General features: G+C 65.8%; 23 protein-coding genes. 19 read left to right on the forward strand and 4 right to left on the reverse strand.

Features of this window, described 5'->3' with window-relative positions:
* Positions 1–28: 28 nt before the first annotated feature.
* The 4 genes from ABIC17_RS18920 to ABIC17_RS18935 are packed head-to-tail and all read left to right on the forward strand — an operon-like array spanning position 29 to position 3,886.
* Entirely contained in the window at positions 29–895 is an 867-nt protein-coding gene (locus tag ABIC17_RS18920; RefSeq protein ID WP_354284514.1) for a cytochrome ubiquinol oxidase subunit II, read from the forward strand.
* A complete protein-coding gene (locus ABIC17_RS18925; RefSeq protein ID WP_354284516.1) occupies positions 892–2,979 on the forward strand; it encodes a cbb3-type cytochrome c oxidase subunit I in 2,088 nt (695 codons plus the stop codon). Before ABIC17_RS18920 ends, ABIC17_RS18925 begins: the two co-directional genes overlap by 4 nt.
* Complete coding sequence (locus ABIC17_RS18930) at positions 2,976–3,578, forward strand: cytochrome c oxidase subunit 3 (RefSeq protein WP_354284518.1); 603 nt, start codon at positions 2,976–2,978, stop codon at positions 3,576–3,578. Before ABIC17_RS18925 ends, ABIC17_RS18930 begins: the two co-directional genes overlap by 4 nt.
* Positions 3,575–3,886, forward strand: a complete 312-nt coding sequence (locus ABIC17_RS18935; RefSeq protein ID WP_354284520.1) for a cytochrome o ubiquinol oxidase subunit IV — start codon at positions 3,575–3,577, stop codon at positions 3,884–3,886. Before ABIC17_RS18930 ends, ABIC17_RS18935 begins: the two co-directional genes overlap by 4 nt.
* A 313-nt stretch (positions 3,887–4,199) precedes the next feature.
* On the opposite strand, the gene ABIC17_RS18940 is transcribed toward ABIC17_RS18935, so the two are convergent.
* The gene (locus ABIC17_RS18940; RefSeq protein ID WP_354284522.1) at positions 4,200–5,021 is read right to left on the reverse strand and encodes a flagellin; all 822 of its coding nucleotides are present in this window, start codon (positions 5,019–5,021) and stop codon (positions 4,200–4,202) included.
* A gap of 246 nt (positions 5,022–5,267) precedes the next feature.
* On the opposite strand from ABIC17_RS18940, the gene ABIC17_RS18945 reads away from it, so the two are divergent.
* The 12 genes from ABIC17_RS18945 to ABIC17_RS19000 all read left to right on the forward strand — a co-directional run bounded on the left by ABIC17_RS18945 (position 5,268) and on the right by ABIC17_RS19000 (position 18,749).
* Positions 5,268–5,693 (forward strand): flagellar biosynthesis repressor FlbT, encoded by a 426-nt coding sequence (locus tag ABIC17_RS18945; protein WP_354284524.1) that lies wholly within the window; start codon positions 5,268–5,270, stop codon positions 5,691–5,693.
* 93 nt (positions 5,694–5,786) lie between these two features.
* Positions 5,787–8,570: a hypothetical protein gene (locus ABIC17_RS18950; RefSeq protein WP_354284526.1), complete on the forward strand. Its 2,784-nt coding sequence runs from the start codon at positions 5,787–5,789 to the stop codon at positions 8,568–8,570.
* 159 nt (positions 8,571–8,729) lie between these two features.
* Entirely contained in the window at positions 8,730–10,223 is a 1,494-nt protein-coding gene (locus tag ABIC17_RS18955; RefSeq protein ID WP_354284528.1) for a L,D-transpeptidase family protein, read from the forward strand.
* 15 nt (positions 10,224–10,238) lie between these two features.
* The gene (locus ABIC17_RS18960; RefSeq protein ID WP_354284530.1) at positions 10,239–10,586 is read left to right on the forward strand and encodes a hypothetical protein; all 348 of its coding nucleotides are present in this window, start codon (positions 10,239–10,241) and stop codon (positions 10,584–10,586) included.
* A gap of 145 nt (positions 10,587–10,731) precedes the next feature.
* Positions 10,732–12,081 carry an FAD/NAD(P)-binding protein gene (locus tag ABIC17_RS18965; RefSeq protein WP_354284532.1) on the forward strand — a complete coding sequence of 450 codons (1,350 nt, stop codon included), beginning with the start codon at positions 10,732–10,734 and terminating at the stop codon, positions 12,079–12,081.
* Positions 12,082–12,193: 112 nt separating this feature from the next.
* Entirely contained in the window at positions 12,194–13,099 is a 906-nt protein-coding gene (locus ABIC17_RS18970) for an ATP-grasp domain-containing protein (RefSeq protein WP_354284534.1), read from the forward strand.
* Entirely contained in the window at positions 13,099–14,115 is a 1,017-nt protein-coding gene (locus tag ABIC17_RS18975) for an LLM class flavin-dependent oxidoreductase (protein ID WP_354284536.1), read from the forward strand. The genes ABIC17_RS18970 and ABIC17_RS18975 overlap by 1 nt, the downstream gene beginning before the upstream one ends.
* Positions 14,112–14,846 carry a methionine ABC transporter ATP-binding protein gene (locus ABIC17_RS18980; protein ID WP_354284538.1) on the forward strand — a complete coding sequence of 245 codons (735 nt, stop codon included), beginning with the start codon at positions 14,112–14,114 and terminating at the stop codon, positions 14,844–14,846. The genes ABIC17_RS18975 and ABIC17_RS18980 overlap by 4 nt, the downstream gene beginning before the upstream one ends.
* Positions 14,843–15,508 (forward strand): methionine ABC transporter permease, encoded by a 666-nt coding sequence (locus tag ABIC17_RS18985; protein WP_354284540.1) that lies wholly within the window; start codon positions 14,843–14,845, stop codon positions 15,506–15,508. The genes ABIC17_RS18980 and ABIC17_RS18985 overlap by 4 nt, the downstream gene beginning before the upstream one ends.
* Before the next feature lie 17 nt (positions 15,509–15,525).
* On the forward strand, positions 15,526–16,323 hold the full coding sequence (locus ABIC17_RS18990) for a MetQ/NlpA family ABC transporter substrate-binding protein (RefSeq protein WP_354284542.1): 798 nt from the start codon (positions 15,526–15,528) through the stop codon (positions 16,321–16,323).
* A gap of 356 nt (positions 16,324–16,679) precedes the next feature.
* Positions 16,680–17,819, forward strand: a complete 1,140-nt coding sequence (locus tag ABIC17_RS18995) for an acyltransferase family protein (RefSeq protein WP_354284544.1) — start codon at positions 16,680–16,682, stop codon at positions 17,817–17,819.
* Between the two features lie 396 nt (positions 17,820–18,215).
* The gene (locus ABIC17_RS19000; protein ID WP_354284546.1) at positions 18,216–18,749 is read left to right on the forward strand and encodes a hypothetical protein; all 534 of its coding nucleotides are present in this window, start codon (positions 18,216–18,218) and stop codon (positions 18,747–18,749) included.
* 82 nt (positions 18,750–18,831) lie between these two features.
* Here ABIC17_RS19000 and ABIC17_RS19005 read toward each other — a convergent pair whose 3' ends face one another.
* The gene (locus ABIC17_RS19005) at positions 18,832–19,947 is read right to left on the reverse strand and encodes an alpha/beta fold hydrolase (RefSeq protein ID WP_354284548.1); all 1,116 of its coding nucleotides are present in this window, start codon (positions 19,945–19,947) and stop codon (positions 18,832–18,834) included.
* A gap of 215 nt (positions 19,948–20,162) precedes the next feature.
* Here ABIC17_RS19005 and ABIC17_RS19010 point away from each other — a divergent pair, with 215 nt between their 5' ends.
* Genes ABIC17_RS19010 through ABIC17_RS19020 form a run of 3 tightly spaced genes read left to right on the forward strand, consistent with a single transcriptional unit; the run spans position 20,163 to position 22,191 of the window.
* Complete coding sequence (locus tag ABIC17_RS19010) at positions 20,163–20,957, forward strand: hypothetical protein (RefSeq protein WP_354284550.1); 795 nt, start codon at positions 20,163–20,165, stop codon at positions 20,955–20,957.
* 2 nt (positions 20,958–20,959) lie between these two features.
* A complete protein-coding gene (locus ABIC17_RS19015; protein WP_354284552.1) occupies positions 20,960–21,823 on the forward strand; it encodes a metallophosphoesterase family protein in 864 nt (287 codons plus the stop codon).
* Positions 21,823–22,191, forward strand: coding sequence for a hypothetical protein (locus tag ABIC17_RS19020; RefSeq protein WP_354284554.1), 369 nt, complete (start codon positions 21,823–21,825; stop codon positions 22,189–22,191). The genes ABIC17_RS19015 and ABIC17_RS19020 overlap by 1 nt, the downstream gene beginning before the upstream one ends.
* A 25-nt stretch (positions 22,192–22,216) precedes the next feature.
* On the opposite strand, the gene ABIC17_RS19025 is transcribed toward ABIC17_RS19020, so the two are convergent.
* The gene (locus ABIC17_RS19025; protein ID WP_354284556.1) at positions 22,217–23,284 is read right to left on the reverse strand and encodes an extracellular catalytic domain type 1 short-chain-length polyhydroxyalkanoate depolymerase; all 1,068 of its coding nucleotides are present in this window, start codon (positions 23,282–23,284) and stop codon (positions 22,217–22,219) included.
* A gap of 27 nt (positions 23,285–23,311) precedes the next feature.
* Positions 23,312–23,725, reverse strand: coding sequence for a ribbon-helix-helix domain-containing protein (locus ABIC17_RS19030; protein ID WP_354284558.1), 414 nt, complete (start codon positions 23,723–23,725; stop codon positions 23,312–23,314).
* Positions 23,726–23,829 lie beyond the last annotated feature (104 nt).

Here is a 23,829-nt window from a genome sequence, read left to right on the forward strand (position 1 = left end):
TATGCGGTTGCCGGTTGCCCGCTGGGCTGTGTCCGTCGGGTTGCTGGTGGCGCTCGGCGGATGCTCGGCGCTGGGCCACGGCTTTCTCGCAGCAGCAGGGCCGGTGGCGACGCACGAGCGCCAGCTGTTCCTGATCGTGTCCGCGATCCTGGTGTTCGTCGCGGGGCCGGTGCTGCTGCTGACGCCGCTGTTCGCGTGGCATTACCGGTTGGGCAATGCCGACGACGCCTATCGCCCGAACTGGAACTTCTCCTGGTGGGTCGAGGCGCTGATCTGGATCCCGCCGATCGGGATCGTGGTCGTCCTCGCGGTGCTGCTGTGGACGTGGACGCACATCGATGACCCGTATCGCAAGCTGCCCGGTGCCGCGCCGATCGAGATCGAGGCGATCGCGCTCGATTGGAAATGGCTGTTCATCTATCCCGACGAAGGCATCGCGACGATCAACCAGCTCGCGATCCCGGTCGGGCGCCCCGTCCATATCCGGCTGACCAGCGCGACGGTGATGCAGTCGATGCTGATCCCGCGGCTTGCCGGGCAGATCTATGCGATGGGGGGGATGACCACCGAGCTCAATCTCGCCGCATCCCGCCCGGGTCAGTATCTCGGCAAGAACACGCAATATAACGGGGCCGGGTTCGCACGCGAGCGGTTCACCGTGCTGGCGCTTCCGGGCGCAGGCTATCAGGCGTGGCTCGGCCGCGCGCATGCCGCGCCGCGGATGCTCGATCAGACAAATTGGAGCGCGGTTGCCGAGCGGTCGGTGGTACCGCAGCCGATCTTCTTCGGCACGGTCCAGCCCGGCCTGTTCGCACAGGTGATCGCAAAGACGGGTGGCCCGGGCTCCGCAGGAACGATGCACGGCATGCCGATGAAGGCGAAGGACGCACGATGAACACCCCGGTCTGGCCGCTACTGCTCGGCCGCTTCGAATGGCGCGACTTGCCGTTCGTCCGCGCGATCGCCAATCCCAGCGCGAGCGAACTGGTCGGCGCGTTTGCGGGCGGGCTGGTGGTGGTCGGCGCGATCGTCGTCGCCTTACTGCTCACACGATACGGCAAGTGGCGCTATCTGTGGACCGAGTGGCTCACCAGCCTCGATCACAAGAAGATCGGGATCATGTACATCGCGCTCGCCTTCGTGATGCTGTCGCGTGCGCTGGTCGAGGCAGTGCTGATGCGCGGACAGCAGGCGGTCGCGATCAACAATCCGGGGTTCCTCACCCCCGACCATTTCGGCGAGCTGTTCAGCACGCACGGGTCGATCATGATCTTCTTCATGGCGATGCCGTTCCTGACCGGGCTCATCAACTTCGTCATGCCGCTCCAGATCGGTGCGCGCGACATGGCGTTTCCCTGGGCGAACTCGGTCGCCTTGTGGCTGACCGCGGGGGGCGCTGCGCTGATGATGGCGTCGCTCGTCGTCGGGCAATTCTCGACCGGGGGGTGGACGGGGTATCCGCCCTTCACCGAACTGGCGTTCAGTCCCGACGTCGGGCCGGATTACTGGATCTGGGCGGTGTCGCTGGGGTCGATCGGATCGACCATGGCGGGGATCAACATCGCCTGCACGCTCTACAAGCAACGCGCGCCGGGGATGGCGTTCATGGCGATGCCATTGTTCTGCTGGACCAGCCTGTGCACCTCGATCCTGATGATCTTCGCGATGCCGCCGCTGACCGTCGCGACGGCGCTGCTCGCGCTCGACCGCTATCTCGGGTTCCACATGTTCACCAACGATCTCGGCGGGAACATGATGAACTACGCCAACCTGTTCTGGCTGTTCGGCCATCCCGAGGTCTACATCCTGATTCTCCCCGCATTCGGGGTCTATTCGGAGGTCGTGTCGACCTTCTCGACCAAGGAACTCTACGGCTACACCTCGCTCGTGCTCGCGACGATGGTGATCGCGGTGCTGAGCTTCACCGTGTGGGTCCACCACTTCTTCACCATGGGGCAAAGCGCCAATCTGAACGCCGTGTTCGGGATCGCGACGATGACGATCGGCGTGCCCACGGGGGTCAAGATCTACGACTGGATCTGGACGATGTTCCGCGGCGAAGTGCGCTTCACCGTGCCGATGCTCTACGCGCTCGCGTTCATGATGACCTTCGTGCTGGGCGGGTTCACCGGGATCCTGCTGGCGATGCCGCCGCTCGATTATCTGGTGCACAACACGCTGTTCCTGGTCGCGCATTTCCACAACATGCTGATCCCGGGGCTGCTCTACGGGATGCTGGCGGGCTATCATTACTGGTTCCCCAAGGCGTTCGGCTTCCGGCTCGACGAGAAATGGGGGCGGATCGCCTTCACCTGCTGGGTGGTCGGCTTCTACCTCGCGTTCATGCCGCTCTACGTGCTGGGCGCGAGCGGAATGGCGCGGCGGACGCACGAGATCTTCGATCCCGCGTTCCGGCCGTGGCTCTACGTCGCGATGGCGGGGGCGGGGGTGCTGTTCTGCGCTCTGGGGTCGCTGTTCGTGCAGCTCGTTGTCAGCATCCGCAACCGCGACGCGCTGCGCGTGTCCGCGGGCGACCCGTGGGACGGGCGGACGCTCGAATGGTCGATCGCATCGCCGCCGCCCGAGTATAATTTCGCGGTCGTACCCAATGTCGACGGGCGCGACATCTTCTACCGGCGCAAGCACGCCGAGCATCAGGCGCCGCCCTATGCGGAGCCCTATGCTTATGAGGACATCGTGATGCCGCGCAACAGCGCGAGCGGGGTCGCGATCGGCGTGTTCGCGGCGGTGTCTGCGTTCGGGCTGATCTGGCACATGTGGTGGCTTGGGGTCGCGGGCGGTGTAGTGGTGATCGCGGCGCTGGTGACGCGCAGCTTCGGGCGCGATCAGCACCGTATCCTGCTTGCGGCGGACGTCGCGCGGGAGGACCGCCGCTGGCGCGCGGCGCTAGCCGAAGCGCGGGCGATCTCCCGCCACACCGAGATGACGACTGCCAATCAGGGGCTGGCGGAACGATGAGCAAGACAGCGATCGAGATCGAACAACCGGACGCAGAACAGGACGATACCGCGTTGTTCGGCTTCTGGATTTTCCTGATGAGCGATGCGGTGATCTTCGCGCTGCTGTTCGCGACCTATGGCACGATGACGCAGGCGACCGCGGGTGGGCCGACTGCGGCGGCGGAGTTCAAGCTGCTGCCCGCGTTCATCGAGACGCTGCTGCTGCTGACCAGCAGTGCGACCTTCGGGCGCGCTTCGGTCGCGATGAAATATGACGAACCGCGCCGTGTGCTGTTCTTCTGGCTGTTCGTGACGCTGGGGCTGGGGCTGGTCTTCCTCGGGTTCGAGGCGAAGGACTTTGCGGACATGGTCGCGGATGGCGCCTATCCGAGCCGCAGCGGGTTCCTGTCCGCCTTCTTTGCGCTCGTGCCGCTGCACGGGCTGCACGTAATCGCAGGGTGTTTCTGGCTGATCGTGATGATCGTGCAGGTCCGCGTGATCGGGCTCGACCGGCGCGTGAAGCTCAACCTGTTGCGGCTGGGGCTGTTCTGGCATTTCCTCGACGTGGTGTGGATCGCCATTTTCTCGGTCGTCTATCTGGGCGGGCATATCGCATGAAGAACGGGACCGAACGCCGCACGGAGTTGCGCACCTATGCGGTGGGCTATCTGCTGGCGCTCGCGCTGACCGGCGCGGCGTTCGCGGCGGTGGTGTGGCCGTCCTTCGCGGCGGGGACGACGCTGGCGATCGTGCTGGGGCTCGCGCTGGTTCAGGCAATCGTGCATTTCCGCTGCTTCCTGCACATCACGATGCAGCGCGCATCGCGGCATGACCTGCAGCTGATTTTGTTCTCGACGCTGATCATCGTGATGATGGTGGGCGGCACGCTGGTGCTGCTGATGAATTTGCGGGGGCGGATGATGTAGCGGGGGCTTTCCACCTCCTATTTCTTCCCCGGCGAAGGCCGGGGGCCAGGAGTGGAACGTGGATTGTCGAACGCTGCGCGGGGTTGCTGCCACCTTCGCTACTGGGCCCCGGCCTTCGCCGGGGAAGCGAGTTGAAAGAAGGGGGAAGTGCGCTTTTCGCGGCGCTAAAAACAAGAAAGGACAGGGGCCGGCGGGCCAAGGGAGCGTACCGGCCGGCCCCTGTCGCAACGTCGGCACCCTGAGGGGGGGTAGGTGCCGACGATCTCTGGTCCCGGCGCCAGACCCGTAGGTCCGGCGTCGGGTTTCGGTGGTCTTAGCGGAACAGCGAGGTGATGCTCTGCGGCGCCTGATTGGCGATCGAGAGAGCCTGCACGCCCAGCTGCTGCTTGACCTGCAACGCCTGCAGATTGGCCGATTCCTTCGACAGATCCGCATCGACGAGGTTGCCGATGCCGCTGGTGATCACGTCCGACAGGCTGCTGACGAAGCTTGCCTGGCCGTCGATCTTGCGCGACGCCGAGCCCAGCGTGCTGAGGCTTGCGTTGATCGTCGTCGAAACGTCCTTCAACGTGTCGATCATCGTCTTGGCCGATGCCGCGTCCGTGAACGTGGAACCGATGGCGTCGATGACGTCCGTGTCGAAGTCCTGGTTTGCGACATCCAGCGTTGCTGCGGTGGTGTCGGTGGATTGGAGTGCGCTGACGCTACCGCCGCTGCCCTGGAGCAGGTTGGTGCCGTTGAAGCTCGACGAGTCGATGATCGACTGGATCTGCTCCTTCAGTGCGTCGAAGTCCTTGCCCATCGCATCGCGGCTGTTGGTGTCGAGGCCCGCGTCCGACGCCGACGTGGCCTTGGCGGCCATCTGGTTGACGAGGTCGGAGATCTGCTGCGTTCCCGCAACCGCCACGTCGACCGTGCTCTTTGCGCGGCTCAGCGAAGACCCGACCGATGCGAGCTTGCCGACGTCGCCACGCAGCGTCTGCGCGATGGTGTAGGAAGCCGAATCGTCCTTGGTCGAGGAGACCTTGAGGCCGGTGCTGATGCGCTTCTGAGTCGTCGCCAGTTCGTTGGTCGTCATGCTCAGGTTCTGGAGCGCGGTAAGGGCGGCGGTATTGGTGTTGACCGACATTGCCATGATAACATTCCTTCTCAAAAGACGGCTGCCTTCTGCAGCCGATGCGCCGCGACAAGCGGGGCATGCGTCCTTTTTAGAAAGCGGTTGGGGCCGCGGTTTCACGCACCGGGCTTTTTGATGGTTAAGCGGCGTGGACGAACCTTTTGATGAAGGCCCGATCGAGCAGCTAGGCAAAAAATTCCGGGTCGGCACCGCGCGCGCCGCCCGGCGTCTATGATGGCCCAAGGATGTGCGGAAGGAACGGTCGTGGCGCTCAAGATCTGGTTGCGGGAAGGGGAGAAGGTCGTCGTCAACGGCGCGGTCTTGGTTGCGCTCGGTCGGACGCGGCTCGCGGTCGAGAACCATGCCGCGGTCCTGCGCGAACGCGAGATCATGACGCCCGAGCAAGCCAATACCCCCGCACGGCGGCTCTATTTCGCCGCGATGATGGCGTATATCGATGAACCGGCGCGCGATCGCTATCAGGATCAGGTCGTCCTGCTGGTCCATGCGCTGCTCAGCGCGATCCAGTCCGAGACGGCCAAGGCGATGGTCGTCAGCTTCGCGCGCCATATCGCGGCGGGCGAATTCTACCGCGCGCTCGCCGATTGCCGCGAACTGATCACCTATGAAACCACCGCGCTCGAACGCGGGCAGGGCGAGGGCGCGCAGGCGGACGCATCGCTGCATTGATCCCGCAAAAATGTGCGCGCTCGCGACCGGGGATCTACGTGTCGTCTATCATGGGAAGTGACCCAGAAGGGTCTTGACCCGGAGTGACGATCCATGGCGGCGGATGTCTCCAATAGCCTTGCCGGCCTGAGCCTGCTGACGCGAACCAACGCGTTCGACACCTATGGCGTGAGCGTGGGCGGCGCTGCCACCGAAACCACCGCGCAACGCACCGCCCGCGCCCAGTTCAAGACCCCCGCGACGACGGCCCCCTGGACGCAGACGCGCACCCCGTCGCCATCGGTCGCGGCGGTGCAGGCGATGAAGACGATCGTCGACACGCGGTCCGCGTCCGGCACGTTGCCCCGTGACGTCCAGACCGACTTCACCACGTACAAGGCGCTCGACCGGTTGCGCGTGCTGGCGCAGGCGGCGGCGAGCAGCAGCGCAAATGACGCGCAGCGCAAGAGCTTGCAGCAAAGCTTCGAGCGCGGATTGAAGGACTTGCGCGGCTACCTCGGCACGACGCTGGGCGATCAGTTGCAACTCGCCTTCGATCAGCCGCACACCCGCGCCGAAAGCATCGCGATCGGTGGCCCAAAGGTCATTCCGGCGATCGTCGGCAAGGGTGTGGTGGCCGACCGGTACGCCACGGTGCCCGGCGTCGGCGGGGCGGAACGGCTGCGGATCACGCTGTCGCAGCGCGAAACGAGCGACGTGGTCGACATCGACCTGGCACAGACCCCGCAGCCGCCGACGCTCGACGGCATCGCCACCGCGATCACCACCGCGATCGCTGCGATCCCGGCACGCGATGCCGCTGGCGCGATCCAATACAATGCCGACGGGGCAGCAATCCCGCGCTGGGACGTCAAGGTTCGCGTGACCAAGACCGGCGACGCCTGGGGCCTGACGATCGACCGGACCGGCAACGAACGGATCACGATCGATCAACCCGGCGCACCCGCGACGGTGGTCGCCGCCGCCGACGTGACCGGGGCGACGTCCGCGACCAGAGTGCAGATGCTGCGGTTCGACACCCCCGATGCAACGATCGAGCAGCGGCTCGACGGCACGATTGCGGCGACCGACGGGCTGGCGACCGCAACCGCAGCGTTGCGACCCCAGCCGACGATCAAGCCCACACCCGGCACACCCCGCGTGACACCGCCACCCCCGCCACCCGTGACGGCCGAAACCACGGTCAATGCGCTGGTGGTCGATCCGCTAGGCTTCAGTTACGTCCTTGGGACGACGCAGGGCGATCTTGGCGGCGTGCTTTCCAACGGCAACCCGATGCTATTCCTGTCCAAGCGCGACAGCGCGGGGACCGTGCTGTGGCAGCGCAGCCTGGGGACGCCGGGAACCTCGACCGGGGCCGCGCTGGCGCTCGCGCCCGGCGGCGGCGTAGTCGTCGCCGGGACGGTGTCCGAAGGCGCAGACCCCATCGCCAACGGCAGCGCGATGGTGGTCGCACGCTTTGCGGGCAACGGCGACGAACAGATGCTGCAGCGGATTCGGACCTCGAGCTTCGACAGCGCGACCGCGGTGGCGGTGGCCGACAACGGGACGATCTACCTCGGCGGCAGGGCTTCGACCGGGGGCGGGGATGCGTATCTCGCGCGGCTCGATGCGAAGGGGCAGGTCACGGACCAGCAGGTGCTCGACACCGGTGGCGACGATCGTGTCACCAGCCTGGCGTTCGACCACGATGGGCAGGTCCTCGCGCTGTTGCAACAGGGTACAACCAGTGTCTTGCAACGCTATGACTCAAAGGATCTTTATCCCGAAACCGGGAGCGTCTCGCTCGGCACCGCACAGGCCCGCGCACTGGCGGTGGCGGCGGACGGCACGATCGCAATCGGTGGCGCGACGCTGGGGGCGGTGGCGGGCGATCAGGTCAATGCAACCGGTGGCGCGCGCGACGGGTTCGTCACGCGGATCAGCGCCAATTTCACCAGCGTCGCAACGACCTATCTGGCGACGGCGGGGGACGATCAGATCGACAGCGTCGGCTTCCTCGGCGATGCGCTCTACGTCGGCGGGCGGACGAGCGGGACGTTGGGCACCGCCAAGCGCGGCGACGTCGATGGCTTCGTCGGACGGATCGACCCGACGACCGGCGCGATCGAGACGGTCGAGCAGTTCGGCACCAGCGGTGCGCGAACCGGCACGGTGCGGATCGCCGCGGTGGCGGGCGGGGATACCATCCTCGAGGCACTCGGCCTCAATCGCGGCGTTGTGACGCCCGACGTCTCCGCGAACCTGGTGTCGCAGACCAGCGTCCGCGTCGGCGACAGCGTGTCGATCCGGATCAACCGCGGCGCCGCGATCAAGCTGACGATCGGGCCGAACGACACGGTCGCGTCGCTGGCCAGCCGCGTCGGGCTGCTCACCGGCGGAAAGGCCAGCGTCGCGAGCACGATCAAGGGCGACGGCCGCGCGTTCCAGATCACCGCGCGCGGCGGCGCGACGATCGAGCTGATCGCGGGGCCGCCCGGACAGGACGTGCTGTCGAAGATCGGGATCGATCCGCAGATCCTGTCGCAGCCACCGGTGCGCGCGCCACGCGCGCCGAAAGTGTCGCCCGGCGGGCAATTCGGCCTTGGCCTTTCCGCCGGGCTGTCGCTGGCGTCGGCGCAGGACGCGGGGATCGCGCTCAACGCGGTCAAACAGGCGATGTCGATCACCCAGACCGGCTATCGCTCGCTCTACTGGGATTCGACCAAGGCTGCGCTGGCCAACGGCGGATCGGCCAAGGGCAGCAAGGCCGCGGTCACGCGGGCGTCCGCGCAAGCCGCAAGCTATCAGGCGGCGCTTGACCGGATCCAGAGCAGCGCGGTCGTAACCACGCGCAAACCGGACCTTACGCTGACGGTGTTCGGCCTGAACGGATGACGTCGGGCGCCATCGGTTTGCTCCCGGCAACCCGTTGATCTGCAATCGTTCGGGTCAAGTCGGGCCGAAACCCCAATTAGGCGATGCAGAGCACGCCGATGCCGTGTTAGAGGCGCTTCTATGACTATGAAGCGCCGCACAGAATCTTCCCTTACTCGCATGGTATCCGGGCTGACCCGCTATGCCGTGGCGAGTGCCTGTCTCGCCCCGTTCCCGGTATTCGCCCAGACTCCACCGCCCGTATCGTTGCTCCCGCCGACGATGCAGGCGCCGGTCGTCCCCACCGCGCCGCCGCAGACGGTACAACCGCTGATCGCGCCGGAAATCATCTTGCCGACGCTGAGCGCGAGCCAGTCCAAGCAACTTGCCGAGCTGATCCGCAAGGACGTGGTCGCGCAGGGGTTGAGCGACACGCCGGGCACGGTGCCGCGCGATAACGACGGGCTGATCCGCGCGGCGCTCGATCATGCGCGCGCGGTCCATTCGGGGCGGCTTGCCGAGGGCGACTTCCAGCGCGACTGGGCGATGCGCCCCGTCGCCTATGATCCGCTTCCTGCGCTCCGTAGCGCGATCGTCAACGACCGGCTGAGCGCATGGGTCGCCGCCTTGCCGCCGCCCTATGCGGGGTATGACACGCTGGTCGAAGGGCTCGCCCGCTATCGCGCGATCGGGGAAGACGGCGGCTGGTCGCAACTCGCCGGCACGGACGTGACCTTCGGCAGCAGCGGCGCGCGCGTCGTTGCGCTGCGCAAGCGGCTCGCGGCGGAAGACTCGACGGTCAAGGCAAGCGGCGACAAGTTCGACACAAGCCTGGTCGAGGCACTCCGCCGCGCCCAGCGCCGCTATGGCCTCAACCCGACGGGAACCCTTGGCGCGCAGACGCTGGCGGCGCTCAACGTCCCCGTCGATGCGCGCATTCGCCAGATCAAGGCGAACATGGAACGCTGGCGCTGGTTGCCGCCGACGCTCGAGCAGAACCGCGTGCAGGTCAACATCGCCGCCGCGGTGCTGACGCTGTTCGACGGTGACGCGCCGGTCATGTCGATGAAGGCGGTCACCGGCCGTCCCGGCGACGAAACCCCGATGCTGGTGTCGCAGATCCATAGCATCGTGCTCAATCCGCCATGGAACGTCCCCTCGACGATCGCGGGCAAGGAATTGTGGCCGAAGGAGAAGGCGCATCCGGGCTATCTCGCGCGCAACGGTTTCCGCGTGATCGACAATGGCGACGGCAGCAAGCGGTTGCAGCAGTCGTCCGAACGCAGCGCGCTCGGCCGGTACAAGTTCGATTTCGCCAATCCGTTCGCCGTCTATCTCCACGACACGCCCGCGCAGGCGGGGTTCGCACGGTTCGACCGCCTCGCGAGCCACGGCTGCGTGCGGCTCGAAAAGCCGGGCGCGCTTGCCAAGCAGTTGATGAGCAACACGCCGGAATGGTCGGCGCAGACGATCGACGATACGGTGACGGCGGGCAAGACCGTCCGCGCGAAGCTTGCGGCACCGGTTGCGGTGTATCTGCTGTACTGGACCGCGTTTGCGAACCAGAACGGGCAGGTCAGCTTCCGCGACGATCCGTACAAGTGGGACGGGACGCTCGCGAGCAAGATCGAGGCACGGTCCGCCCGGCAGACGCAAACGCTCGCCGCGCGCTGAGCAGGAGAACATCGAATGAACCGCAAATTCGCCTTTGCCGTTGCAGCCACGCTGCTGACCTTCAACCTCGGTGCCTGCTCGGGCGGAGATGACGAAGCCGTCTATACCGACAACGGATCGGACAATGCCGAGATCGTCGCACCTGAGCCTGCCACGCCGACGCCCGAACCGGCACCACCGCCGGTAGAGCCGACCGAGACGGCGAACACGGCGATGATCGACGACACCCCGCCGCCGGCCCCGACCGCGCCCGATGAGCAGATGATGGATGACGCGTCCGCCACCGGAATGACTGCACGCAGCGTGCGCAAGGACGCCGGGGCGGATCCGACGACGGCAGCGGACCCGGTCGAGAACAAGTAACGCCGGTCGGAGCGATGGACCGACCGGTCACGACGGTCGTGCTGCGGGACGTCGCGCGACCTTTGCACGGCTTGAACCGTTGAGACGACGGACGGCTGGAGACTATCATGGACGTTAAGCGCTTCGACTGCGGCGGGGCTGCCGCGTGATCGAACATGTTGCGATCATCGGCGGAGGCTTTTCGGGCTCGCTCGCTGCGATCAACCTGGTGCGGCACGATGGTCCGCGGGCGACGCTGGTCGATCGTCAGGCGGATGCCGGGATCGGGCTCGCGTATGGCGCGGCGCATCCGACGCATCTGCTCAACGTGCGCGCGTCGAACATGAGCGCCTTCCCGGACGATCCCACGCATTTCGTGCGCTGGCTGGAAACGCAGGGCCATGCCGCGACCGGGCACACGTTCGTGCCCCGGCTTGTGTACGGTACCTATCTCCGCAGCGTGCTCGATCGCGTCGCGGCGGAGCATCCCGACCGGCTCCAGATCGTTCAGGGCGAGGCGGTTGACGTCATCCACGGGGCGGGGGTTCGCGTTGTCCTGCGCGACGGTGCGCAGATCAAGGCCGATGCCGCGATCCTGGCGGTCGGCAATTTGCCGCCGCCCACCCCGGGCGGGCTCGACCTCGATGGGCTTCCGCCCGGGCGATATGCGGGCAATTGCTGGGATGCGGCGGCAACCGACGGGCTGGGCCCCGACGATACCGTGTTCATCCTCGGCACCGGATTGACGATGGTCGACGTGGTGCTGCTGCTCGATGCGAAGGGGTTTGCCGGACGGATCGTCGCATTGTCGCGGCGCGGATTGCTGCCGCACGCCCACGCCGCGCCGGGCGCGCCGTTCGTGCCGATCAAGGAACGCCCCGCGCCGATCCTGTCGGAACGCGTGCGCGCATTGCGGGCGCGCGGCGCGGAGATCGGCTGGCGCGGCGCGATCGACGAGCTACGCCCGTTCACGCAGGACATCTGGCGTGCCGCGAGCGCTGAGGAGCGCTCACGCTTCATCCGCCATGCGCGACCGTGGTGGGACATCCACCGCCATCGGCTCGCGCCCGATGTCGCCAGCCGGATCGATGCGCTGCGCGACGCCGGGCGGCTTGAGCTGATCGCGGGCAAGGTCGCCCGGGTCGAGCCGACCCCGGACGGTTTGTCGGTCGGTTTCAGGCCACGTGGTGCCAGCGAGGAGCAACGGATCGAGGTCCAGCGGATCATCAACTGCACCGGCCCGCAAGGCGACCTGCGCCGCACCAGCGAGCCTGTGCTCAACCGGCTGACGATGCGCGGTGCGATCCGTCCCGATGCGGCGGGGCTCGGCATCGACGTGGATGACCAGATGCGGGTGGTCGCGGACGACGGCGCTCCCAACGACCGGCTGTTCGCGCTCGGCCCGATGACGCGCGGCGCGTTCTGGGAAATCGTCGCGGTGCCCGATATTCGCACGCAGGCCTGGACGCTTGCCCGACGGCTTTCCAACGCGCATTGGGTCGCGGAAGGCCTCTAGCGATTTTGCGAATTCCAAGAAATGCTTGGTTTGCGGCAAGCAGGTGTTTGCCGACGCAACTGTTCCCGCGCGTCATGGAGGCGGGGAGAGCCCGACAGGAACTGGAGACGGCGTGACCGACCTCGCTTTGCTTTACGAACATCCCGCGTGGTTCACGCCGCTGTTTGCCGCGCTCGACCGGCGCGGTGTCGATTACGCCGCGCTGCGTCCCGACGGGCATTACGATCCGGCCGACCGCCAGCCCCCCGCGAAGGTCGTCTTCAACCGCATCGCGATGTCGAGCTTCCTGCGCAGCGACGAGCATCCGATCTTCCACGGGATCGCATTGCTCGACCACTGGCGGCGGGCGGGCGCACGGATCGTCAACGGGCCGGAGGTGCTCGCGATCGATTCGTCCAAGGCGCGGCAATTGTCGCTGATCGCGGGTCTTGGCCTTGCGATCCCGGCAACGCGCGTCGTCCACCGGGCGGCCGACGTCGAAGCGGCGGCGGCGACGCTCGCGTTCCCGCTGGTCGTGAAGGCCAACATCGGCGGATCGGGTGCCGGGATCGTTCGCTACGATTCGATGGACGAACTGCGCGCCGCGGTTGCGGACAAGACCTTGCCGACGAGCGTCGACGGCGTGTTGCTGGTGCAGGATTACGTCCCCGCGCGGAACGGCACGGTCACGCGGATCGAAACGCTCGACCGCGCCTATCTCTACGCGCTCGACATCGCGGGGGGCGGGACGTTTGATCTGTGTCCGGCGGACGCCTGTCAGGTGCCCGGCGCACCGATCCCAATGGTGTCGGCTGAGCCCGCGCCCGAACTCCGCGCCGCCGCAGAGGTGATCGCAGCGGCGGCGGGGCTGGACGTCGGCGGGGTCGAGGTGATGATCGACGATCGCGATGGCGTCCCGCGCTTCTACGACATCAACGCGCTCTCCAATTTCGTCGCCAAGCCGCTCGACGTGCTCGGCTGGGAACCGCACGACCGGCTGGTCGACTATCTGCTGACCGTGATCGAGGACGCCCGCTGATGCGCTATGGCTATTGGACTCCCGTCTTCGGCGGCTGGTTGCGCAACGTGGCGGACGAGGGGATGGAGGCGAGCTGGGACTATACCAAGCGTCTGACCCAGCGCGCCGAGCAGATCGGCTACGATCTGACGCTGATCGCCGAACTCAACCTCAACGACATCAAGGGCGTCGAACAGCCCGCGCTGGATGCCTGGTCGACCGCCGCCGCGCTTGCCGCGGTGACCGAGACGATCGAGCTGATGGTCGCGGTGCGCCCCAACTTCCACCACCCCGCGCTGTTCGCCAAGGCCGCCGCCAATATCGACCGGATCGCCGGCGGGCGGCTTGCGCTCAACGTCGTGTCGTCGTGGTGGGCGGACGAGGCAAAGCAATATGGCCTCCAGTTCGACGAGCATGACGACCGCTATGCCCGCACCGCCGAGTGGCTGACGGTGGTCGACGGGTTGTGGACCGAGGAGCGGTTCAGCTTCGCCGGGCAATTCTACCGCACCGAGAACGCGATCTGCGCGCCCAAGCCCGCCAAGCGCCCGACGGTCTATGCCGGCGGCGAAAGCGAGAAGGCCAAGACTCTGATCGCGGCGCAATGCGATGCCTATGTCATGCACGGCGACCCGGTCGACGCGATCGCGCCCAAGATCGCCGACATGGCCGCGCGCCGCCAGGCGGCCGGGGGCGCGCCAATGCACTATGGCATGGCCGCCTACGCGATCGTCCGCGACAGCGAAGCAGAGGCGCAGCGCGAGCTTGAGCGGATCACCACGGTCACCGATTTGCCCGCGGGATACGCCAATTTCGACCAATGGCTGTCGGGCACGCAGTTGGAGCGCGATCTCAAGATCCAGGAATATTCGGTGTCCAACCGCGGGCTTCGCCCGCATCTGGTCGGCACGCCCGAGCAGTTGCGGCAACGCATCGCGGATTACGAAGGCGTCGGGCTCGACCTGCTGCTGCTCCAGATGAGCCCGCAGGCCGAGGAGATGGAACGGTTCGCAGCCCAAGTGATCGGCACCGCGTGATCGACCTGATCGACATTGCGAAGCGGTTTGACGGGAATGGCGCGCCTGCGCTTGATGGCGTGTCGCTGTCGGTTGCGCGTGGGGAAGTGTTCGGGGTCATCGGCCCGTCGGGCGCGGGCAAGTCGACGCTGATCCGCCTGATCAACGCGCTGGAACGCCCGACGAGCGGGCGCGTCGAGATCGAGGGAGTCGACGTCACCGGCCTCGCACCCGGTGGCTTGCGCACGCTGCGGCGGCGGATCGGGATGATCTTCCAGAATTTCGGGCTGCTGTCGTCGCGCACCGTCGCGCAGAATGTCGCTTTCCCGCTCAAGCTTGCGGGAATCGGCGCCGCGGATCGGCAGGCGCGCGTTGCCACGCTGCTCGACCGCGTCGGCCTGACCGACCATGCCGCCAAATATCCGGCGCAGCTGTCGGGCGGGCAAAAGCAACGCGTCGGCATCGCGCGTGCGCTCGCGACCGGTCCCGACATCCTGTTGTGCGACGAGGCGACCAGCGCGCTCGACCCCGAAGCGACCCGGAGCGTGCTCGCGCTGCTGCGCCAGCTCAATCAGGAACTGGGGCTGACGATCGTGCTGATCACGCACGAAATGGACGTCGTTCGCGCGGTGTGTGATCGTGTTGCCGTGCTGGATCGCGGACAAGTGGCGGAAACCGGGACGGTCGACGCGGTGTTCGCCGACGCTCGGCACCCGGCGACGCGCCGGATGCTGGCGGGGCTCGACGCATGAACGGCTGGTTTTCCAACGTGAACTGGGCGGATATCGCCGCGGCCACCGGCGACACGCTCGTCATGCTCGCGGCGTCGCTCGCGCTGACGATCGTGCTCGGGCTACCGCTCGGCGTGCTGCTGTACGTGACGGGCAAGCGGCAGATCGGCGAGAACCGCGTGTTCCACGGCTTACTGGGGGTCGTCATCAACGTGTTGCGATCGGTGCCGTTCATTATCCTGCTGATCGTCATGATCCCGCTCACCGTCGCGCTGGTCGGGACGTCGCTCGGCGTGGTCGGGGCGATCCTGCCGCTGGTGGTCGGGGCAGCACCCTTCTACGCACGTCTGGTCGAAGGCGCATTGCGCGAAGTCGACCGCACGACGATCGAGGCGACGCAGGCGATGGGCGCAACCCCGCTCCAGATCGTGACCGGCACGCTGATCCCGGAAGCGCTCCCCGGCCTCATCTCCGGCGCGACCGTGACCGCGGTGGCGCTCGTATCCTTCACCGCGATGGCGGGTGTGGTCGGGGCAGGGGGGCTCGGCGACCTTGCGATCCGTTTCGGCTATCAACGCTTCCAGACCGACGTGATGATCGTTACGGTCGCGTTACTCGTGCTGCTCGTACAGGCGATCCAGTTCGCCGGCGACCGGCTTGCTGCCGCCTTCACGCGCCGCTGAACTTCAGGACACCCAAGATGAACCGACGCCTGCTGCTTGCCGCCTTGCCGATCCTCGCGATCGCCGCCTGTTCGCGCGGTGGCGCGCCGTCGAACGGCAATACGCTGACCGTCGCGGCGACCGCGGTGCCGCACGCGGAAATCCTGGAATCGGTCAAGCCGGCGCTCGCCAAGCAGGGCATCGACCTCCAGATCCGCGTCTTCAACGATTACGTGCAGCCCAATCTGCAAGTCGACCAGAAGCAGATCGACGTGAACTACTTCGAGACCAAGCCGTATCTCGACTCGTTCAATGCGGCGCGGGGCACGCATCTCGTGCCTTATGCCGGGATCCACGTCGAACCGCTCGGCGGCTATTCGCGCAAGTGGAAGACGATCGCCGCACTGCCGGCGGGCGCGACCGTCGCGATCCCGAACGAACCGAGCAATGGCGGGCGCGCATTGCTGCTGTTGCAGAAGGCCGGGCTGATTCGCCTGAAGAACCCCGCCGACCCGCTCGCGACGCTCGGCGACATCGCGAGCAACCCGCGCAAGCTCCAGTTCAAGGAACTCGAGGCAGCGACCTTGCCGCGGGTGCTCGATCAGGTTGATCTGGCGATGATCAACACCAATTACGCGCTGGATGCGAAGCTCAATCCGGTGCGCGACGCGCTGGTGATCGAGGACGCCAAGTCGCCCTACGTCAACTTCGTCGTTGGCCGCAGCGGCGAGGAGAAGGATCCGCGCGTGGTCAAGCTGATCGCCGCACTCCAGAGCCCGGCGACGCGCGCATTTATCGAGACGCACTACAAGGGCGCGGTGCTGCCCGCGTTCTGAGGGCGGTTTCTGTCTGCAACATTGGGTAGGAAGGGTCATGGCCGTGCCATCCGTGCCGTCTAGGTCGTAAGGCCAAAATCGGCCGGTTTCAGCACGACGTCCTGACGGCCGGGGTGGGTGAAGCGCTGCCGTCGCGAGGATGACAGAAAGGGGTATAGTGACCCTTTCAATAGCGGCTCGCGACGCATTAGGCTGAACGGCAAAAGTTGATGGGTAATAGACGTAGCGTGGCGGCGCTTAGTCAATGCATCGGGTGCTTGCGTCTGGAAGAATGACGCAGTTCAGCATTCCTTGACTAACATTCCTTCGCAGTTCCACAACGCGCAGGAGCGGCCGTGCGCTCGAAGGGATCTCGAGTGTCAGCCAAAACTGTTCTCAACGTGCAGGCATTGCGTGGGTATGCAGCACTCATTGTGGCCGCTTACCACGTCCAGCCGATGCTGCGTGCCAGTTTTGGAGTCAGCACGGACTTCGAGTTTGGCGCATTTGGGGTTGACGTGTTCTTCGTCATTTCCGGATTTGTAATGTATTATGGTCACCAGACCGTTGACCGACCTATTCTACCATTCCTTATTGCCCGCTTCTTTCGGATTGTGCCCCTTTACTGGATAGCCACGCTCATCATGGTGGCCCTCTTCTATGCTGGTTTCCATCCCAACGGCCTGAATGTGCTGAAACCCCATATGGTTGGGGAGTCTCTGATGTTCGTGAGGTCCACATTCCCGGGAGATAGGCACGGCCTAATTCTCTTGTTGGGCTGGACATTGATCTACGAGCTATTTTTCTACTTCGTCTTCGCCCTTACATTCCGTTGTAAAACTGCATCGCGCTCTTTGGCAGCCGTGGCGACAGTCTTTGTCGTGCTTGTGGGCGTTGGGTTTACCGGCCTCAGCCTTCCACCCAATATTGCCTATTTCACAAAGTCCGTAATATTAGAGTTTGTCTTGGGCGGAACACTCACGCTTTCCATCCAGAAGCTTAACGACGCAAGCTGGAAGCCGACGGGGGTTGCTGCCCTGGCCTCTGTGGTGGCGATTGCAATCGGGTGTGTCCTTGTAGTGGCGCTAGCGCGGAAGGCTGGGGGCGTCCCGGACTTTTACCGTGGCTTCATGTGGGGACCGTCGGCCCTCCTTGTCGTAGGCGGCGCGGTTATGCTCGAACGCGCAGGGTACGCTCTCGGGAATAGGGCCACCCTTCTGTTAGGCGGCGCCAGTTATATGCTTTATCTGTTCCACCCATTGATCATGCAACCGGGCGTAAAGGTGGCTGCTCAAGTGCTACCGCTAAGCAGTGCCGCAGGCGTCTGGGTAGCTGGCGTCTCAGCGATTTGCGCTGCTGTCGTTTTCGCAGTCATCGTGCACCTCACCTTGGAGAAGTGGGTCTTGATGGCGGGGCGCAGAGTGGTGCGAGCAATGGGCGACTTCGAAGACTTTCGCCAGATGCGTGTTGAGCGGGCGCTTCTCAGCAACGCGAGCCAAGTCCCACCGTCTGGCTAACCCACCCTACCGCCAACGGCGGTTAGCCCACTTCAAGCGCCAAACCGGAGCGACGAGCAATCATCCCACTCCGTCAGAAAGCTTTCGCGCCGCTCATTGGTTGGCCGGATTACTCGAACAGTTTTCAGGCTTCAGGGGAATGCCGCATAAACGAGCGTTTGCAGACTGTCCGCGTTGGGCAAGTCGAGTTGGCGGACATGCAGGCCTCGATTACCGACTATCTTGCGCGGCATCGCGCGATCCCAGGCATCGCCTTCTGCAAGCAACCGATACCCAATGTCCTTGCCATCCGAGAGCAGCCAGCTGCGCAAAACGTTAGGTGTCCTCAAACCTTTACGGCGCAATAGCAGATACAAATCATGGACAAAACGGGTACGATCCGGTTAGCGCGCCCCGATGGCAGCGTTGATGTTTCTCCTGATTGCGGTCCTTCTGGCGTTCGAGGGCGGGGGCGGGCCGTGGGTCCTGATTGCGACAGTGGTCAGCGCGACGGCGGCGGGCATCACACTCCCGGACCTGGATAGCCGCCTTCGGCTGGGGCACCGGAGCGCTTTGCTGCACGGGGTCTTGCCACCCTTCGTCGCGCTCCTCGATCAGCGCACATGGGCGATCGCCGCGGGCCTAGGCTTCGGGATCGGCTTCCATCTCGTGGCCGATCTATTCCCGGGGCAAATGCGCGGCTTCGCGACGATCAAGCTGCCGCTGTGGGGCTCGATCGGCGCTGGCCTGTCGTACCTCTGGATCATCGCCAATGCTGCCGGGACGCTGCTGGGCGGTGTCGTCGTGCTGACGTCGCTCGCTGACGGAAGCGTCCTGGCGATCGCGCTGGCGGCGGTGGGCGTCATGGGCGTCGCCTATCTGCTGCGCGCGGAGGGCGGTTTGTGCGCGCTGATGATGTTCGCATTATTGGGGTGGCTGGCGAGCAGATAGCGCGAGCGACCCAAACGCAACGTGCCGCAATCGGGCGTCGGCAGCGAGTCCGCCTCCTGCATCTACCGCCCGACACCCAGGCTCATTGCGTCCGGTCGAGCAGCGCCACCAGATCCTGTTTCCAGAAGCGTGCCGCGGTGTGCGTACCGTGGCCGCGCGTGTCGTCGCTCTCCGCGATCAGCCGGAAACGCGCGTCCTTCATCCGCGCGACCGCGCGGGTCGGCAAGTCGAGGTTGCGCGGGTTGATGAAGTCGTCGGCGGAATTGATCCACATCGTCGGCGCGGTGATCCGCTCGAGCTTCGGCCACGGGTCATAGGTCCGCGACGCGTCGATCTGGTAGATCAGGTCGTTCGCATCAGTCGGCGCGATCGATGCCGTCACGCGCTGCCGCGCGAACGCCTCGGCGTCCTGGCGCCGCGGATATTGCGCCTGGAAATACAGCGGTGCCGCGCCTGCCACGAACAACAGACTGGCGGCGGTGCGCAGGCCCTGCACGGGCGGTGCGCGATAGTCGCCGTTCGCCCAGGCGGGATCGGCCTGAATCCCGTCGATCGCCAGTTGCCGCCACATCCGGTTCAATCCCCCGATCTCGACCGGTTCGCACGCAAGCGGCATCAGCGCGCGCGCAAAGTCGGGATGCGTCTCGCCCCAGACCAGCCCGTGCATGCACCCCATCGACGTGCCCATGATCAACCGCATCCGCGCGATGCCAAGACCGTCCTTGAGCAGCCGATATTGCGCGTCGACCATGTCGTCATAGTCGTAATGCGGGAAGCGCATGTGCAGCCCGTCGGACGGTTTGGACGATTTTCCGTGGCCGATGTTGTCGGGCAGGATGATCCAGTAGCGCCGGATATCGAGCGGCTGCCCGGGGCCGTACAGTTCGTCCGCGAATTGCGGGCTGAGGAACTGACGCCCGGTGCCGCCGGTCCCGTGCAGGATCATCACTGCATTGTCGATCTCACCCTGCGCATTGCGATGCGGCTGGCCGAGCATGGTGTAGTTGATCCGCAGTTCGGCCATGCTTTCGCCCGAGCGGAAGCGGAAGTCGCGCAGCGTGTATTGCGCGTCACGCGCCGGCCAGCTTGTCGATGGCTTGGCCGGAGTCGTCGCCGCGGTCAGCGGCGGGACTTGCGCGGGCTTCGGCGTCGGCGATGGCGTCGCTTGCGCGAGCACGAACAGCAAGGCGGATAACATTGCACTTTTCTGCCCTCGATCGGCCCGACTGCCAAGCGATTGCTGGTTCCGCGCCGCCTCCAGGGCTGACGGTCCACTTTATCGCGGCATGTTTCCCGATCTGAGCCACGACATGCGGACAAGGCGGCTTGGATCAGCGTACCTCTTTCGGATAGCTGTTAAGTGCGAGTACAGGCGTTCACCGCAACAGGGGCGCGCTGAAAGGAAGCGTATCGATGGTAACCAACCTGCCGACGGATCCCGTGGCAGCCGACATGGATCGGATCTTCAAGCCGCTGGCCAAACGTGGGCTGGCGAGCACGGTGCCGCTCGATCGCGTCGGTTCGGGGAAGTCGTCGCGGGGCGGGCGTCGCTGGCGCGGGCTGACGATCGTCGCGCCGGTGCTGGTCGTGGCTGCGTCGACGATGCTTGCGGTGGGCTATGTGAGTCAGGATTCGGCGCATCCTCGATCGGCGTCGCGCGCAGCGATCGTGCCTGACCGGGCCTCGCTCCGGTCGACGGCTTCGCCTTCGGCCGCGGTCCAGACCGTCGCGTTGGTCGCGCCATCGGTGCGGACCGGATCCGAAATGCTGGTCGACGCCGACGGCAACCGCACGGTGGAGCCACGCGCGCCCGCGATCGAACCGCTTCGCCGGACGACCGGCGAAACCGGAGACGCCGCCGCGCGCGCGCTCCCGGCAGAGCGTGGTGCGCGGTCCGCCCCGTCGTCCATGCTGACCGAGCCCGAGGTTGCACGCCCCGCGCGTCGGGGAAGCACAGCCGCGGGCTGTGCGCCGGGCAGCCTCGAGGATCGCTGTATCTATCAGGACGTGCTCAACGCGGATGCACGGCTTCGTCTGGCCTATAGCCGCGCGCGGCGCAGCGGCGTCTCGGTCCGTCAGCTCACCGCGGTCAATCGTCGCTGGATTCGCGCACGCGAGATGTCGCTGGACGATCCCGACGGCACGATCGAGCGCTACGACGCGCTCGCCGACACGCTCGACCGCGCGCGGCGCGATCTGGACGAATGACGATGGCAGGCCAGGGAACCGCCGTCGACATCGAGATCGTGCGCCTGCCTGACGCGCCGCCGTCGCAGCGTGCGACGTCGACCGATGGGCGGATCGTCTATGCGGTGGGGGACATCCACGGCTGCTACCCACAGTTGTCGGCATTGCTCGAGGCGATCGTGGCGGATGTCGAGGCGGCGGACGTCGCGGTTCCGCCGTTGCTGGTCTTCTGTGGCGACTACGTCGACCGCGGGCCGGAAACCGCCAACGTCGTGACCGCGCTGATCTGGCTGGCGCGCCATGCCGCGCTCGACGTCGTGTTCCTGCGCGGCAATCACGAGGTGATGCTGCTCGATTTCATCGATCAGCCCGAGGAAAGCCTCGCGTGGTTGCGCCGCGACGGGAAGGCGACGCTGACGTCCTACGGTGTCCGTTTTTCCGACATCGCGCCCGACGCCTATGACGAGGAATGTTTCCGGCTGCGCGATCGCCTGATGGACAAGATGCCCGCGTCGCATCTCGAATTCCTGCGGGGATTGCCGGTGACGCATGTCTGCGGGGACTACGTCTTCGTCCATGCCGGGATGAAACCGGGCGTCCCGATTGCGCGGCAGGATGACGAAGACTGTCTGTGGATCGGCAAGGAATTCCTCACATCGGACTACCGGTTCGAGAAAGTCGTCGTCCACGGGCACAGCTGGAGTTCCGCCGAACCCGTCGTCTTGCCCAACCGGATCGGGATCGACACTGGCGCCTATGCGACCGGCGCCCTAAGCGCGGTGCGTCTCGACGGCCGACGTATCGGGTTCCTGCAAGCCCGGTCGCCCGACGACGCGGCGGCGGGATCGGCACCGCGTGGGCCAAAGATCAGCCCAGGAGGCTTATAATGCTTCGTCTTAGAATTTTCGCGGCGATCGTATCGATCGTCACGCTGGCGGCTATGGTGCTGTCGCTCGTCCTGGGCGCGCCGATCGGGGTGGCGATCGCGCTGATCGTGGCGGCGGCATGCCTCGCGGCGATCGCGCCGTTCGACGCGCCCGCTCTGCGCGAGCGGAACCGCGTGCTGTTCGCGTGCCTTGCGTATCTCGTGCCCGTAGCGGCGGCGCTTGCGTTCGCGCGGGGGGTGCCCGGGATGAACATCATGATGGTGGCGATCATCGTCCTGCTGCAGCTCGGCATCGGGCTCGCCTGCTGGGCATTTGCGACGCGAAAGCGGCGGCGGATGCCGCGGTCGCGTCGCTATTTCGACAATTGATGCAGGCTGGATCGACGCGAAAGCGTTACGATCCGCTGCGTTTGTGCGTTAGAAAGAAGTCCAGCATCGCGCGTGACGCATCGGGGCCGGCGGCGTCGGCATAGGACCCTGCCGCATCGCCGCCCGACCAGGCGTGACCCGCACCCGCGATCGTCCATTGCTCGATCACGACGACCCCCTTTGCATCGCGGGTCAGCGCGCGCGAATAGCTGCGGCCCTTCGCGCTCCCCGTTTCGACGGTGACGGGATCCTTCACGGTCGTGGCAGCGGTTGCCGCCTCGACGATATCGCGCGCATTGACCTCGCCCACCGTCGTATCGCGATCGCCGTGGAAGGTGATGACAGGCACGAAATGCGCCGTCGCACCGGCATGGCGTGTCGTGCCCCCTTGCTTGCCGTTCTTCATTGCCGACAGCGCACTCGGCAAGTCGCGGGCTGCGCCGCAGGCGATCCCCGAATGCACCCCGATCGCTGCGAAAACGTCGGGATAGGCATCCGCCATGATCGCCGCGGCGGCACCGCCTGCGGACAGGCCCGCGGCGTAGACGCGGGTTGCATCTGCCTGTTCCTGCTCCACAATGTCGCGCACCACCCCGGCGATCAGCGCGGGCTCGCCGCGGTCGCGCTGCTGGTTGCCCGGCTGGAACCAGTTCCAGCACTTCTGCATGTTCGCGGACGGGGTCTGGCGCGGATAGGCGACCAGACAGCCGTATTCGTCGGCCAGTTGGTTCATGCGCGTCCCCCGCGCGAAATCCTCGGGCGACTGCGTGCAGCCGTGAAGCATGACGACGAGCGGCATGTCGGGACGGGCCCCCGCCGGACGATACAGCATATAGTCGATCGAGCCTGCCGGACCGCGATGTGTTCGCGCCTCGAAACTGCCCACCGAATCAGGTGTGCGGGCGCTGGCGGGCTCGGCCTGCGCCGCGGTGCGGCCGGGCGTCACGTCGATCACGCGCGTCGCGGGATGCACGGGCGAAGCGGCAGGCGCTGCCTCACCCGTCATCACGCCGCGAACCAGCCGGGTCGCGCCGAGAAGATCGCCGGACCGGGTCAGCCGTAGCGCCTCGGCCATTGAAGGGATCAGGGCCATGATAGGATACTCCAGGTACGAAAGGGGTCAGGCGATGCGGTCGGCCAGCGCGGCCTTGACCGCGGGGCTCGCATGCAGCGCGCCAAGCACGGTGATCGAACCGATCGTCGCCCGTGCAAGTTCCGGCGTGACGTCGGCGGCGATGGTAGCAAGGCCGAGCACGCGAATGTCGAGCAACTCGCCCGCCGCGCGCGTCGCTTCCAGATCGCGTGCGGCATAATGGCAAAGGCCAAGCTGCAATTGGCGGCGGACGGTCGACTGGCGCGCAGCCTCGCCGTGCCGGTCAAGCTGGTTGCGGATCGCCGTCCGGATGAAATCGGTGCGATTGCCGTAGAACCCCTCGCGGACGAGAAGATCGACATAGCCAAGATCGACGAAGCCGAGATTGATCGTGATCTTCTCGCTTTCGCTCTGCTTTGCCTCGCGCACTCCGACAACCATGCCTATCATCCCACCATCCACATGGATGGTATATGGATGGCAGATCGAGCGCATTCAAGGACAGCCGAACGGATGCCCCTGAGAAACATCAAAACTTTACCGCG

Origin of the sequence: Sphingomonas sp. PvP056 (assembly GCF_040549155.1) — a bacterium.
Lineage (GTDB): Bacteria > Pseudomonadota > Alphaproteobacteria > Sphingomonadales > Sphingomonadaceae > Sphingomonas.